This is a genomic window from Roseicitreum antarcticum, assembly GCF_014681765.1.
GTDB lineage: Bacteria > Pseudomonadota > Alphaproteobacteria > Rhodobacterales > Rhodobacteraceae > Roseicitreum > Roseicitreum antarcticum.
Map to the genome: position 1 here is coordinate 2,636,424 of NZ_CP061498.1, position 13,580 is coordinate 2,650,003.

Below are 13,580 nucleotides of genomic sequence, written 5' to 3' on the forward strand. Positions count from 1 at the left end.
CGCGGTTGAGGGAATGCGTCTGTCGTCGCGAAGACCTGGATGGCGAGGGCCTGTGCGAGGGTCTGTGCTTGCGGCCCGGGCAGGGCCGGATGTGGCCGTGCCCCCGTCGCTTCAGGTCTCATCTTGCTTTGGCGCGTCGTCATATTCGTGGTTCAGGATGCGGCGCGAATCCCCCTCGGGGTCGCTGTACATCCCGCGCCGCAGCGTCCAGTAGAACGCCCCCAGTCCCAGGATGCCCAGAAACAGCGATACCGGGATCAGGATGACCAGAATTTCCATCTATGCCTCTTTCTGCGTTACTTGAGCCGCAACGCGTTCAACGACACTGTAATGGATGAGGCCGACATCGCCAAGGCCGCCCAGAGCGGTGTGCAGAAGCCCAAAAGCGCGATGGGCACGGCGACGATGTTGTAGACGATTGAAATGGTGAAGTTTTCCTTGATCCGCCTGGTGGATTGAGCGGCAATCTGCAAAGCGCCCGCGATCGGTGCGATATCGCGGCCCAGAAGCACCATGTCGGACGCCACCCGTGCCGCATCCAGCGCCGAGGCGGGCGAGATCGACACATGCGCCGCGCGCAGCGCCGCCGTGTCATTCAGCCCGTCGCCGACCATCAAGACGTGGTGGCCCGCGCTGGCCAGTGTCTGCACCTTCGCCACCTTGTCTTGCGGCAGGGCATCGGCCTGCCAATCCTTGATGTTCAGCCGCGCCGCCAGATCCGCCACCGCGCCCGGTACATCGCCCGAGATCAGCCATACCGATTTGCCCTGACGGTGCAGGTCGGCCACCACCTGTTCGGCGCCGGGGCGCAGGCGGTCGGCAAAGCGAAACACATGGGTGACCCCACCGATGGCGAGGTAGGTCGCGGTGGTCTCGGCGGCATCGGCGCCGACCCATGCGGCGCGGCCCAGCCGCACAGGCGCGCCGTTCAGCCGCCCCTCGACCCCGTAGCCGGGCACTTCGGCCAGCGCGTCAACCACGGCCGGTTCGATCCCTGCGGCGGCCGTTGCCTGTGCCAGCGCCAAGGCCAGCGGATGGCTGGATGCGCCGGCCAGCGCGGCGGCGGCTGCAAGGGTGTCTGGTGCATGATCGCCGAGGTTCGTCAGTTCCGGCGTGCCGAGGGTCAGTGTGCCGGTCTTGTCGAACACCACGGTGTCCACCTGCGCCAGCCGTTCCAGCGCGGTGCCGTCCTTGATCAAAAGGCCCGCGCGAAACAGCCGCCCGCTGGCCGCCGTGACAACGGCAGGCACGGCCAGACCCAGCGCGCAGGGGCAGGTGATGATCAGGACGGCGGCTGCGATATTGATTGCCAGCCGCACATCGCCGCCGGTCCACCACATCCAGCCCGTGAACGACACAAGCGCAAGGATATGCACAACGGGCGCATAGGCCCGGGCCGCGCGGTCGGCCAGCGAGGTGTAGCGCGTGCGTGCGCTTTCCGCGGTGGCGACCAGATCGGCCATGCGGTGCAGGCTGGTATCGCGGCCCGCCGCGGTGACGCGCAGGGTCAGGGGGCCGGTCAGGTTGACCTCACCCGCGCTGACGATGGTGTCGGGGCCGGCAAAGACTGGCAGCGTTTCGCCGGTCAGAAGGGCGCGGTCCACCTCGGACGTGCCTGCGGTCACGACGCCGTCCACCGGCATGCGGCCACCCGGGCGCACGCGCACCAGATCGCCCACGGCGATCTCGGCGACGGGTACGGTTTCTTCTGCCCCGTCGCGCAGCCGAACCGCGCGCGGCACTTCCAGCGCGGCGAGTTCCTGCGCGGCGGACCGCGCCACGGCGCGGGTGCGATAGTCCAGATAGCGGCCTGCCAGCAAGAAGAAGGTCAGCATCACGGCAGCGTCGAAATAGGCGTGCGCGCCGGAATTGAACGTCTCATAAAGCGAGATCGAGGTGGCGAGAAGGATCGCCAGCGAGATCGGCACATCCATCCCCAGCCGCCGTGCTTTCAGCGCGGCAAAGGCGTTGCGAAAGAACGGTTGGCCGGAAAACGCGATGGTGGGAATCGCGATGGCCGCAGAAATCAGGTGAAACATGTCGCGCGTGGCATCCTGCGCGCCGGACCAGACGGCCACCGACAAGAGCATGATGTTCATCATGGCAAAGCCCGCGACGCCAAGCCGCATCAGAAGGTCGCGCCCCTGACGGTCGGTTTCGGTCATCGACAGGGTGCCGGGGTCCAGCTCATGCGCCTCATACCCCAGGGCGGCCAGCCGGGCGATCACGGCGTCGCTGTCGATTTCGGGCGCGGCGGCGACGGACAGGCGTTTCAGCGTCAGGTTCAGCCTGGCCGAGCGGACGCCCGGCATGCGGTTGAGATCACGCTCCACCGTGCTGATGCACGCGGCGCAATGCACGCCGGGCACTGACAGCAGGATGCGCGCATCAGCGACGGCGCCCGCCGCTGTGGCCGTGGCGGCGGGAACGGCGTTGCAGGCCGGGCAGGCCGACAGCGCAGGGCGCAGGGGGGCGGTCATGCTGCGACCCTATCTTGGAACGCGCAGCACAACGCGCTGCCGGAATTCGGTACCGTCGGGGGCCTGCGCCAAAAGCCGCACGTTCCAGTTGCCCGGCGCCAGATCGACGGGGGCGGTGAACATCCCGCCTGCATAGCTGAAATCAGGCGTCTGGTCGTCGCGCACATGGGTGGCGCGGCCCAACGTGGCATCCAGCGCGGCCACCTGCACCGGCGCGCCGGAGGTGGCGTCGGTGAAGGCAAGCGTCAGGACATCATCGGTGACGGTGGCGGATACGTCCCAGTTCAGCGCCAATTGTGCGGCCAGTTCCTCATTGAAGTTCTGGCTGGCGACGTAGGAGTTCTGCACCTCCAGCCCCGGAAACGTGCGCGTCGCGTTATAGGCCAGGATCAGGTTGACCGTGATGATGACGCCAAAGGCACCCACCGCAATCATGAGAACCTTGAACCCGGTCAGCGGTTTGCCGCCGGGTTTGTAGTCGGTGTCATGCGGGGTCATTGCGCCCTCCCGTTGAAGATGGTGTCGGAATTTATCCGATCAGTGTCGCCTGTAACGGAAGCCCAGATGCGCACCGGCGTCTGGTTGCCGGTCGCGGGAGGGGTGCCGCTGGGCGCGGTCAGATAGACACGCTGGCTGAGCTGTTCATCCGGATTGACGGTGACCAGGAGGCCGGACTGCCCCTCGACCGTCAGGCGGACGGAGGGGTTGTCGCTGACCGACAGGAAGAACTGTCGTGGCGCGCCGTGCATGTTGCGCAGGCGGATGTCATAGGCATTGCGCACCGCGCCGTCGGACATGACGACATAGGTCGGGTTGCGGATGGGTGAGATGCTCATGTCGATATCGGTGCGCAGGAACAGTGCGGCGATCAGACCGATGCCGATCCCGCCCCAGATCACCGTGTAGACCATGGTGCGCGGTCGGAAAATGTGCTTCCACACCGAAATTGGGGTGCCACCCTGACGTTCCGCGACTTCATCCGACAGCGCGAGATAGCCGATCAGGTCGCGCGGTTTGCCGATGCGGTCCATGACGTCGTTGCACGCATCAATGCAAAGGCCACAGGTGATGCAGGCCAGTTGCTGCCCGTCGCGGATGTCGATCCCCATCGGGCAGACGTTGACGCAGGCCATGCAGTCGATGCAATCGCCCATCTGGTCGGCATCATCACCCTTGCGGTGCTTGCCGCGCGGTTCACCGCGCCAGTCGCGGTAGCCAATGGTCAGGGTGGCTTCGTCCATCATCGCCGCCTGAATGCGCGGCCAGGGGCAGGCATAGATGCAGATCTGTTCGCGGAAGAACCCGCCGAACAGGAAGGTTGTCAGCGTCAGAAAGAGGATGGTCAGGTAAGCCACCGGCGGTGCCGAGAAATTCAGAAGGTTCTGCAACAGCGTCGGCGCGTCGGTGAAATAGAACACCCAGGCCCCGCCAGTCGCCAGCCCGATCAGCAACCATACCACCCATTTCAGCCCGTATTTGCGAACCTTCTCGGCATTCCATTTCTGGTGGTGCAGCCGGACACGGGCGTTGCGGTCGCCCTCGATCCAGCGTTCGACAAGGATGAACAGGTCGGTCCAGACGGTCTGCGGGCAGGCATAGCCGCACCAGACCCGGCCCAACGCCGAGGTGAACAGAAAGAGCCCGATGCCCGCCATGATGAGAAGGCCCGCAACGAAGTAGAATTCATGTGGCCAGATCTCGATCATGAAGAAGAAGAACCGGCGGCTGGCGAGGTCCAGCAGAACAGCCTGATCGGGCATTTCGGGGCCACGGTCCCAGCGAATCCACGGGGTGATGTAGTAGACACCCAGCATGGCGGCCAGCAGCCACCATTTCATGGTGCGGAAGCTGCCTTTGACACGCCGAGGAAAGATCGGTTCGCGCTTTTGATACAGCGTCGATTCGGGGGGGGCTGAACTGCTCAAGGGGGGGCTCCTAGGCGGGTACGTTATCGTCACTGTGCCACGTTGGCGGGTGGGATACCTTGACTTGTATCAAAATAGGGATGGGTGCTGCATCTTTGGCTGTGACGTAGCCGCGCACCCTGTCGCTTTGGCGGAACCTGCGGGACGAAAAACCCCGCCCCGGGTTTGGGGCGGGGTCTGATGGTGCAACGGGTGGTCGTGTGCGACGGGCGTCTACTCGCCGCCGCCCAACTGGTGCACATAGGCTGCGACAGCCCGGATCTCGGCCGGACGCAGGCGGTTGACGAAGCCCGGCATCACGCCCCAACGGCTGTAGTAGATGGTTTCGCGGATCGACTCCGCATCGCCACCATAGAGCCACACCGCGTTGTTGAGCGCGGGGGCACCCACGAACGGGTCGCCGCCGCCATCGGGGCCGTGGCAGGCAACGCAGTTCAGGTCATAGACCTCGAACCCTGCCTGTGCGAGGTCGGCATCATGTTGCTGCCCAGACATTTGCAGGACGTATTCCACCACTTGGTCGATCTCTTCTTCGGCCAGCAGCCCGTCCTGTCCGAACGCGGGCATCTGCGAATAGCGCGCGTCCATGTGTTCCTCGTTGCGGATGCCATAGGTGATTGTCTGGTGGATGTCGTCGATCGTCCCACCCCAGAGCCATTCATCGTCCAGCAGGTTGGGATAGCCGCTGGCCTGCACCCCCGCCGCGCCCGATCCGTGGCACTGCGAGCATTGGGCGCGGAAAACCGATCCACCGGCCTGCGTGGCAAAGCGTTGCAGGTCGGTATTGGCCGCGATTTCCGTCAACTCGGTCTGATTGAGCTGTTGGAACCAGACGTCATTGCGGGCCTCGAATTCGGCGATTTCATCGGCGACATCGGCCCGGGTGGAATAGCCCAGAAGGCCGGGCGTTGCGCTTTTGATCATGGGCCAGGCCGGGAACAGGAACATGTAGCCCACGGCCCAGATGATGCAGGCGTAGAAGGTCCACAGCCACCAGCGCGGCATCGGGTTGTCGTATTCCTCGATCCCGTCCCAGGAATGGCCGGTGGTTGCCACGTCTTCCTTCATCTTTTTCTGCGAATCAGGATACTGACGGCTGCGCGGTTTGACCTTGTTTTCGGGGGTCTTGTCTTCTGGTTTGACCATCAGCGGGCCTCGTGGGGTTGACTGTGATCCCTGCGGTCCGGGCGGCTATCGCCGTCGGCGTCGGGCTTGTCGTCGTTGCGAAAGATCATGTTCTTCGTCTCATCGTGCATCTTCCGGCTGCCGGGCCGGAACAGGTAGACCACGATGGCGATGAAGAAGACGAACATGAACAGCAGATGCCAGCTGTCGGCAAAGGTACGCAGGGCGGTATAGGTTTCCATTGCACACGCTCCTTCAGCGGTTGGCCACGGGCACAAAGGTTTCGAAGTCAACCAAAGTGCCCAGCATTTGCAGATATGCGATGATCGCGTCCATTTCGGTCAGCTGCGGCTGGCCGTCAAAGTTGCGGACCTGCGCCCCCGGGTAGCGTTCCAAAAGGTCCGAGGTGTCGGCATTGGGGTCGGCCTGCGCCAGAAAGTCGGTGCGGGCGTTCTCCATCATCACATCGGTATAGGGCACGCCCACGGTCCGGTGTGCCGTGAGCAGGTCGCCGATGTATTCACCGTCGATCGTGCGGTTCAGCAAGAACGCATAGGGCGGCATGATCGATTCGGGCACGACGGATTTCGGCGCGGTCAGGTGCTGCACATGCCAGTCATCCGAATAGCGTCCCCCCACCCGGGCCAGATCTGGCCCGGTGCGTTTCGACCCCCATTGGAACGGGTGATCGTACATCGATTCGGCCGCAAGGCTGTAATGGCCGTAGCGTTCGACCTCATCGCGCATGGGGCGGATCATCTGGCTGTGGCAGACATAGCAGCCTTCGCGCACATAGATCTGTCGCCCCGTCAGTTCCAGCGGCGAATAAGGACGCATCCCCTCGACTTCCTCGATGGTGTTTTCGAGGTAGAACAATGGCACGATCTGCACCAGACCGCCGATGGTCACCACGAGGAAGCTGAGGACCAGCAACAGCGTCGCATGCGTTTCGATATGCTTGTGTTTGTCAAGAATTCCCATGACCCGTCTCCTTATTCAGCGGCAACGGCGGCGGCGGGGGCGGGTTTGCGCGCGCCCACGCTCGTCACGGTTTTCCACAGGTTGTAGCACATGATCAGCGCCCCCATCAGGAACATGACCCCACCGAGGCCGCGCACGACATACATCGGGAACTTGGCCGCAACGGTGTCGGCGAACGAGTTCACCAGGAAGCCTTGCGCATCAACTTCGCGCCACATCAGCCCTTCCATGATGCCGGTCACCCACATCGACGCGGCGTAGAGCACGATGCCGATGGTCGCCAACCAGAAGTGCCAGCTGACCAGCGACAGGCTGTAGAGCCGTTCACGCTGCCAGAGTTTCGGCACCAGATAGTAAAGCGCGCCAAAGGTGATCATGCCGTTCCAGCCCAATGCGCCGGAATGCACGTGGCCGATCGTCCAGTCGGTGTAGTGGCTGAGCGAGTTGACCGTCTTGATCGACATCATCGGCCCCTCAAACGTGGCCATGCCGTAAAAGCCCACAGCAACGACCATCATGCGGATGACCGGATCGGTGCGCAGTTTGTCCCACGCGCCCGACAATGTCATCAGCCCGTTGATCATGCCGCCCCAGCTTGGCATCCACAGCATGATCGAGAAGGTCATGCCCAGCGTCTGTGCCCAGTCTGGCAGCGCGGTATAGTGCAGGTGGTGCGGACCGGCCCAGATGTAGAGGAAGATCAGCGCCCAGAAGTGGATGATCGACAGTTTGTAGCTGTAGACCGGACGCTCGGCCTGTTTGGGGATGAAGTAATACATCATGCCCAGGAAGCCTGCGGTCAGGAAGAAGCCCACGGCGTTGTGGCCGTACCACCATTGCACCATGGCCGATTGCACCCCCGCCCAGAGCGGGATCGAGGTGGAGCCGAAGATCGACACCGGCACGGCCACGTTGTTCACGACATGCAGCATGGCAACGGTGACGATAAAGGCCAGATAGAACCAGTTGGCCACATAGATATGCGGTTCACGGCGTTTCCACAGCGTGCCGAGATAGGTCAGCAGGAAGGCGACCCAGACGACGGTCAGCCACAGGTCGGTCAGCCATTCGGGTTCCGCGTATTCCGAGCTTTGCGTCGAGCCCAGAACATAGCCGGTCGCGGCCATCACGATGAACAGTTGGTAGCCCCAGAACACGAACCAACCAAGGCCCCCGCCCCAGAGCCGCGCGGCGCTTGTGCGCTGCACGACATAGAAGGCGGTGGCGATCAGGGCGTTGCCGCCGAAGGCAAAGATCACGGCGGATGTGTGCAAGGGGCGCAGGCGGCCAAAATTGGCATATCCCTCGGCCCAGGCGAAGTTCAGCTGCGGAAACGCAAGCTGAAACGCGATGACCACGCCGACCAGAAACCCGACGACGCCCCAAAACGCCGTCGCAATGACGCCGTAGCGGACCACACCGTCGAAATATTCGTTCTGGTTATGCACTGCCGCCGGTTCCCCGACGCGGCGTATCTGCCACAGAAAAAGCCCACCTGCCGCCAGCATGAAGAGCAGCATGTGCACCAGATATGCGGCGTCGCGTGCAAAGTTGGCGGCGATTGCGGCTGCGACCACAACCACGCCAAGCACGATCAGCTTACCGTAATCCCACATTTTTTATCGTCCCTCTTTCGAATCTTTCGTGCACCATACCGTAGTTCGGTATCTGTTGCGCGCCTAACCTATTGCCACGAGGCACCAGGTCGCACCTTGATTCATATCAATCAGGTCATGCCGGAAATTGCTCTGGATCAAAGAATATCGCGCCGCGCCGCGATACGCTCTGTTCTGGGGCGACGAAATTCTGGTCGTCTGCAATCTGGCCCCGAAATATCACCCTGAATTCTGACGGAGGCACAGCCATGAACTTCAAGACCATCTCAATCATTGTGACATCCCAGGACACGCTGGCGCATGGACTGGACGCGGCCATCTCGGCTGCGGCGGGCTGCGATGCGCATCTGGAGGTCGTTTGCGTGGGCGTCGATGCGACGCAGGGCGCCAGTTTCTATGCCGGTGCCCCCGCGGTTCTGTATCAGGAAGCGATTGTCGAGGCGCAGGCCCAGGCCGGGGCGCTGAAGGAGGCCTGCAACGCCCGGCTGGCGCGGACCGACATCCGCTGGAGCGTCGAGGCCGGTGTGGCGCAGTTGGGCGGGCTACAGACGTTCGTCGCCCAGAACACGCGCTTTGCCGACCTGGTGGTGCAGCCTTTGCCCTATGGGCCTGGCCGGACCGCCTCGGATGAGGCGGTGGTAGAGGCCGCGCTGTTCGGCGCCGGGGCGGCTGTGGTGGTGCTGCCCGAGGGCGCTCAGGTGCCGTTGAAGCCGGGCCGTGTGGTCATCGGCTGGAATGAAAGCGATGAGGCGTTGGCGGCGGTCCGCCGGGCCTTGCCACTTTTGCAACGCGCCGATCTGGTCAATGTCGCGGTGATCGCCCCGCCGTCGCACGGGCCCGAACGCTCGGACCCCGGGGGGCGGCTGACGCAGATGCTGGTGCGCCACGGGGTACACGCCGAGGTATCTGTACTGGCGAAGACCCTGCCGCGCGTGTCGGACGTGATGATCCGCCACCTGCGCGAAACCGGGGCCGACCTGTTGGTCATGGGTGCCTACGGTCATTCGCGCCTGCGCGAGGCCCTGCTGGGCGGCGCGACGCGCGAGATGCTGGAAGACACGCCCGTGCCGGTGCTGCTGGCCCGCTGAGCAGGGGCACACGCGCCGCCGCAGCCATCTTCGGAACCAAGCCTGTGCCCCGTTTCGCGGGGTGCAGGGCGGTTTGCGTGAAGCATGGCCGGAGGCATTGCACCACACGGGATCAGGTGCCGGGCGCGGCTGCAGCCGCAGCGGCCCCCGCCATGCCGGGACCGCCGCCGCTGTATCTTATGCGCGCGCGTCGCTGGTCACGGGTTCGGCGTCGAGGATGGCATCATCTTCGGCATCGGCTTCGCTGCTGTCGGGCTTCGACAATGCGCCCACGATCAGGGGCAACATTGCCGTCTGGGTGGCCGAGACGCTGGCGGTATCCGTCGTCTCGGTCCATTCCAGCGTGTCGAAAGCGCCGCAGTTTTCGCATATCGCCGACCATGTGGCCTGAATGTGGTGGCACGAAGTGCAGACCCATTGTGGGCCGCGCCCGGCGGTCAAGGCGCTGGTCAGCCAACCGCGCACCACCGCATCGTCCGAGCCTTCGCCGCGTTCGATGGCCGCCATGATGGTCAGCGACCTTGTGGTGGGCTTGCTGGTGGCCAGGTCACCCAGTGCCCGGCGGGCAGCGGGGAAATCCTCGGCCGCGATCAGCAGCTCGGCTTTCAGCATCCGGGTTTCGGGGTGGTCTGGCTTGATGGACAGCAACTTGTCGAACCGGCGCAGCCGGGCCGTGGGCGTTTCATCATGCGCCAGCCCGGCAAAGGCCGCGGCAAGGTCGGGGTGCGGCGTCTGGGTCCAGGCCTTTTTGAGGGCATTCACCGCCGCGCGATGCTTGCCATATTCGTGCAGCATCCGCGCGGCCCGCGCGGCGGCGGGCACCAGATGCGGCGCCAGCGCATTCGCTTCGATCGCGGCATCGCGTGCGGCGGCGGTATTGCCCGCAGCCTCGGCGGCGATGGATTGTTGCAGCGCCAGCACCGCGTCGCGGCGTTTGTAGACATCCTTTGGCAGGTTGCCATGCTTGGTCTTCGTCAGCAATGTATGGCGCGCGCCGGACCAGTCGGTGCAGTCATGTTGCAGCTTCAGCAGCATGTCTTGCATGGCAACGTCGCCGGGTTTCAGCGACAGCGCCTTCTGCGCGAGTTTCATCGCGGTATCCCGGTCGCCGTCTTCCAGCTTCTGCCGCATCAGGCCCTGAATGCCGACAAAGCGGGTGCGATCATCGCTGACCAGGAGCTTGTAATATTCCTTCGCCTTTTCGCGGTTGCCCTTCAACTCGGCGGCCTGGGCAATCAAAAGGTTGGTCAGGTCGGGGCGGTTCAGCAGTTTCTCGGCCTTGTTCGCCTTGATCACGGCGCGTTTGCCGTCCTGAGCGGCCAGCGCGATCCAGCCTTCGCTCAGCGCGTCGAGGCCGCGTTTCTCGCGGGAGCGGGCGAAGAACCGGGTCAGCGCGGTTTCATCCCCGTTCAGGAACCGCAGCAGCGCGACGGACAGGCCGACCAGCTTCAGGATCAGCCACAGAGCGACCAGCGCCGCGACGGCGGCAATCACCGACTGGATCGGTCCCAGCACGAATTCGATATCGGCAATGGCCAGCCGCACGCCTTGTCCGCTGTCCAGCAGCGCCGAGGCCCCGATGGCAAGCCCGGCCACAACCGCGATGAAAATAACTACTTTAAGCAAAGTCCAAAACATCCGGGTGTCCTTATTCAGCGGTCAACTGGTTTTGCAGCGCATTCAGCCCGTCTGCGGCATCGGCCCGCAAACGCGCCTCGGCAATCCAGTCGGCCATGGCTGCGCGGCCCGCATCGGGCAGGGCGTCAAGTTCGGTTATCGCTTCGTCCACCTGGCCCGCCCGCAGCGCGGCTTCGGCGCGTGACAGGACCGCATCAGGGTCGTCGCCTTCGCGCGCCGAGAGCGAGCGCGCATTGGTTTGGCTGCGCAAGAACAGCGCGACCCGGTCGGTGACGCTGCCTGCCTCGACCGATTGCAACGATTCTGACAGCGCGCGGCGGGCCGCGCCGGTGAAGCTGTCCTGCAGTGCGGCCAGCGTGGGCACGCCGGTTTGCGCCGCTTCCGACAGTGCTGGGGGGATGTCCACATCGGCGGTGGCGATCTGTGGCAATACCGTGTCGAAGGCCGCGCCGCTGTCAAAGGCGCTGGCCAAATCCGTCAGCGCCAGCCGGGCCGCGGTACGGGCCGCGCGGTTGGCGGCGGCGGCGGCTTCGGCTTCTGCATCGGCGACCCGGGTTTCGGCAAGGGCGCGCAGGCTTTCGATGTCGCTGCGCAGGCCGTCTTGGCGCGCGGCGATGTCGTCGCGCAGGCTTTGCAGATCCGCCAGCGGGTCTGCCAGCGTGGCGGCGACCTGATCGGTTACCCGCGGCTCGATCCCGGCGAGCGCATCGGTGATCTGCGCCTCCAGATCGTCGCGGTTCGACAGCGCCGAAAGCCGTGTGTCCTGTTCATCCAGCCGTGCGGACAGCGCGTCGAGCTGGGGCGCGAGTTCTGTCAGCGCCGCATCGGTCGCGGCGGCGGGCATTTCGGCGATCCGGGTGGTCATTTCGCCTGACAGCAGGGTGAGGCGCCCGTCAAGATCGGCAAGCTGCGCCTGCAGGTCGGCGGTGCGCGCGCCCATCGGGCCAAGGAATTGTGCTGCGCCAAAGCCGATGCCCGCCGCAATCACACCGCCCAGAACCAAGGGGAAGAACCCGCTTTTTGCAGGCGGTGGCGGGGCGGCATGGGCCGTGGCATGGGACGTGGCAGGCGCGGGGTCTTCCGGAGCGACTTTCGACCCGGTCGATGGCGCGGCGATGCCGGGCGGTGGTGCATCCTCTGTCGCGCCGGAGCCTGTGGGCGTGGTGTCTTTCGGCGCCCCATCGGTCGCTGATGTCGCGTCGGTGGGCGATGTATCGGTCGATTCGGCGGCGGCATCGGTATCTGAGCGCGCCGCGCCCGTGTCGCCTGCATTTGTCGCGGTGGTATCCGTGTCGAGCACGGCCGCCGCGAAATCCTCGGACGGGGCGTCCGTCCCCGTGGTATTTGAACCCGTAGCATTTGAACCCGTGGCATCGGTGGGCGCGGCAGTGTCCGACGCTGGGTCGGTGGGGACAGGCAACGGCGTGTCGTGCGTCGTCACCTTGGCCGTCTGGTCCTCGGCGGCGGCCGGTGCCGTTGCGGGGTCCGACATCTGGGTCAGCGCATCGGGCGTGTCCTGCGTTGCTGGTCCGGTCTGTTCTGCCGGACCGGCGGTGTCTTGGGCCGCAGCGTTGTCCGTGACCTTCGCGCCGCTATCGGGCGTCCCGTTGGCGCTTTGCGCTGCGGTTCCCGCATCTGTCGTGGGCGTCCCATCCTGATCTGTCGACGGGGTTGCGATCGGTTGGTCTGAATTGGGCGTCGTCGTTGCTGCTGACTTGCGCCGCGTCGGCGCTTTGCCGGATTTGGTTGGTCTGGCCACTTGGTACGTCCTCTTCGATTCCCTGTCGCAGGCTCGCTGCACAACAGACCTTGCACAATAGCTTATCGCGCTAAAGCCCTGTTCTCAAGGTACAGTGCCTGCGCTCTTTTCGTACAATGTCGAAAGACTGCGCTGTCGGCACCCATTCTGACATGTATTAACCCGGCAATGCGGGTACCGTTCACCGCTGCGTAACATCATTGACCGGCAGGCCAAGCGCACTGAGCACATGCGCCAGGATCGCCGCGCCATTTGGTGTGGGCGCGGTCACGACCTGCCCAAAACCGCAAGATTGCAGCGGGGCCGCGGCGGCAGGGCTGATGGCGATCGCGGTGACGCTGGCGCGGGGCTGCGCGAGAGCCGCCCAGCCTTGCGCCAGCAACCGCGCGGTGCGGGGCGAGAAGACCGGCACAATCACCGGGCCCGCGCTGCTGAGAAGGGCGCAGGCATCACGGCTCAGAGGTGTTGCATGCTGCGCATAAACTGTCGCTTCGGTCACCTGCAGGCCTGCCGCCGTCAGCGACGTCGCCAGATCCGCTGCGACATGGCTGCCGCGCGCGTGGCACAGCGGGCCGTCGGGGCGCTGTGCGCACAGCATCCGCGACAGCGCGACGGCATCGCCGCCGCCATCCACCACCGGGACAAAACCTGCGTTACGCGCCGCCGCCACCGTCACTGGCCCCACACACCAAGCGGGCAGATCGCAGCGCCCCCCACCCGCGACGTATCCGGCCACGCCGTTTTCCGAGGTGAAGATGACACCTGCGATGTTGCGCAGCGGCACGGAATCGAACGGGACTGCCTCAATTTCAAGCAATGGGGCTGTTGTGATCGGGGCCTGAACGCCCGCATCGCGCAACTGCACTGCAAAGCGCTGCGACTGCGCCCGGGGCCGGGTCAGCAAGATATTCATCGTCGCGCCCTTTCTGTGATGCTCAGGCCCGTAGCAGATCGGCCCGCCCGGATTG

Annotated in this window: 12 protein-coding genes; 1 reads left to right on the forward strand and 11 read right to left on the reverse strand. The window is 64.6% G+C overall.

The features are described 5' to 3' along the window. Nucleotides 1–111: 111 nt before the first annotated feature. The 8 genes from ccoS to ccoN all read right to left on the reverse strand — a co-directional run bounded on the left by ccoS (nucleotide 112) and on the right by ccoN (nucleotide 8,127). Nucleotides 112–279, reverse strand: coding sequence for a cbb3-type cytochrome oxidase assembly protein CcoS (gene ccoS, locus H9529_RS12580; protein ID WP_092884760.1), 168 nt, complete (start codon nucleotides 277–279; stop codon nucleotides 112–114). 17 nt (nucleotides 280–296) lie between these two features. Continuing rightward, complete coding sequence (locus H9529_RS12585; RefSeq protein WP_092884762.1) at nucleotides 297–2,480, reverse strand: heavy metal translocating P-type ATPase; 2,184 nt, start codon at nucleotides 2,478–2,480, stop codon at nucleotides 297–299. 9 nt (nucleotides 2,481–2,489) lie between these two features. Next, complete coding sequence (locus tag H9529_RS12590) at nucleotides 2,490–2,978, reverse strand: FixH family protein (protein WP_092884764.1); 489 nt, start codon at nucleotides 2,976–2,978, stop codon at nucleotides 2,490–2,492. Further along, a complete protein-coding gene (gene ccoG, locus H9529_RS12595; RefSeq protein ID WP_223814163.1) occupies nucleotides 2,975–4,405 on the reverse strand; it encodes a cytochrome c oxidase accessory protein CcoG in 1,431 nt (476 codons plus the stop codon). Before ccoG ends, H9529_RS12590 begins: the two co-directional genes overlap by 4 nt. A 213-nt stretch (nucleotides 4,406–4,618) precedes the next feature. Next, a complete protein-coding gene (gene ccoP / locus H9529_RS12600) occupies nucleotides 4,619–5,473 on the reverse strand; it encodes a cytochrome-c oxidase, cbb3-type subunit III (RefSeq protein ID WP_176846834.1) in 855 nt (284 codons plus the stop codon). Nucleotides 5,474–5,550: 77 nt separating this feature from the next. Then, nucleotides 5,551–5,772, reverse strand: coding sequence for a cbb3-type cytochrome c oxidase subunit 3 (locus H9529_RS12605; RefSeq protein ID WP_092884770.1), 222 nt, complete (start codon nucleotides 5,770–5,772; stop codon nucleotides 5,551–5,553). A 13-nt stretch (nucleotides 5,773–5,785) separates the two neighbouring features. Continuing rightward, on the reverse strand, nucleotides 5,786–6,511 hold the full coding sequence (ccoO, locus tag H9529_RS12610) for a cytochrome-c oxidase, cbb3-type subunit II (RefSeq protein WP_092884772.1): 726 nt from the start codon (nucleotides 6,509–6,511) through the stop codon (nucleotides 5,786–5,788). Nucleotides 6,512–6,522: 11 nt separating this feature from the next. Next, a complete protein-coding gene (gene ccoN, locus H9529_RS12615; RefSeq protein WP_092884774.1) occupies nucleotides 6,523–8,127 on the reverse strand; it encodes a cytochrome-c oxidase, cbb3-type subunit I in 1,605 nt (534 codons plus the stop codon). A 248-nt stretch (nucleotides 8,128–8,375) separates the two neighbouring features. On the opposite strand from ccoN, the gene H9529_RS12620 reads away from it, so the two are divergent. Then, nucleotides 8,376–9,215, forward strand: coding sequence for a universal stress protein (locus H9529_RS12620; RefSeq protein ID WP_092884776.1), 840 nt, complete (start codon nucleotides 8,376–8,378; stop codon nucleotides 9,213–9,215). A gap of 177 nt (nucleotides 9,216–9,392) precedes the next feature. Here the strand turns inward: H9529_RS12620 and H9529_RS12625 are convergent, their stop codons facing one another. The 3 genes from H9529_RS12625 to H9529_RS12635 form a co-directional block, all read right to left on the reverse strand. Next, nucleotides 9,393–10,853: a heme biosynthesis protein HemY gene (locus H9529_RS12625; RefSeq protein WP_092884778.1), complete on the reverse strand. Its 1,461-nt coding sequence runs from the start codon at nucleotides 10,851–10,853 to the stop codon at nucleotides 9,393–9,395. Nucleotides 10,854–10,863: 10 nt separating this feature from the next. Continuing rightward, on the reverse strand, nucleotides 10,864–12,612 hold the full coding sequence (locus H9529_RS12630; RefSeq protein ID WP_092884780.1) for a mitofilin family membrane protein: 1,749 nt from the start codon (nucleotides 12,610–12,612) through the stop codon (nucleotides 10,864–10,866). Between the two features lie 181 nt (nucleotides 12,613–12,793). Further along, a complete protein-coding gene (locus H9529_RS12635; RefSeq protein WP_092884782.1) occupies nucleotides 12,794–13,525 on the reverse strand; it encodes a uroporphyrinogen-III synthase in 732 nt (243 codons plus the stop codon). Between the last annotated feature and the right edge of the window lie 55 nt (nucleotides 13,526–13,580).

Excerpts from the sequence above, each read along its gene's own strand:
- ccoS (WP_092884760.1), bottom strand. The coding sequence starts at position 279 with ATGGAAATTCTGGTCATCCTGATCCCGGTATCGCTGTTTCTGGGCATC.
- H9529_RS12585 (WP_092884762.1), bottom strand. The coding sequence starts at position 2,480 with ATGACCGCCCCCCTGCGCCCTGCGCTGTCGGCCTGCCCGGCCTGCAAC.
- H9529_RS12590 (WP_092884764.1), bottom strand. The coding sequence starts at position 2,978 with ATGACCCCGCATGACACCGACTACAAACCCGGCGGCAAACCGCTGACC.
- ccoP (WP_176846834.1), bottom strand. The coding sequence starts at position 5,473 with ATGAAGGAAGACGTGGCAACCACCGGCCATTCCTGGGACGGGATCGAG.
- H9529_RS12605 (WP_092884770.1), bottom strand. The coding sequence starts at position 5,772 with ATGGAAACCTATACCGCCCTGCGTACCTTTGCCGACAGCTGGCATCTG.
- ccoO (WP_092884772.1), bottom strand. The coding sequence starts at position 6,511 with ATGGGAATTCTTGACAAACACAAGCATATCGAAACGCATGCGACGCTG.
- ccoN (WP_092884774.1), bottom strand. The coding sequence starts at position 8,127 with ATGTGGGATTACGGTAAGCTGATCGTGCTTGGCGTGGTTGTGGTCGCA.
- H9529_RS12620 (WP_092884776.1), top strand. The coding sequence starts at position 8,376 with ATGAACTTCAAGACCATCTCAATCATTGTGACATCCCAGGACACGCTG.
- H9529_RS12625 (WP_092884778.1), bottom strand. The coding sequence starts at position 10,853 with ATGTTTTGGACTTTGCTTAAAGTAGTTATTTTCATCGCGGTTGTGGCC.
- H9529_RS12635 (WP_092884782.1), bottom strand. The coding sequence starts at position 13,525 with ATGAATATCTTGCTGACCCGGCCCCGGGCGCAGTCGCAGCGCTTTGCA.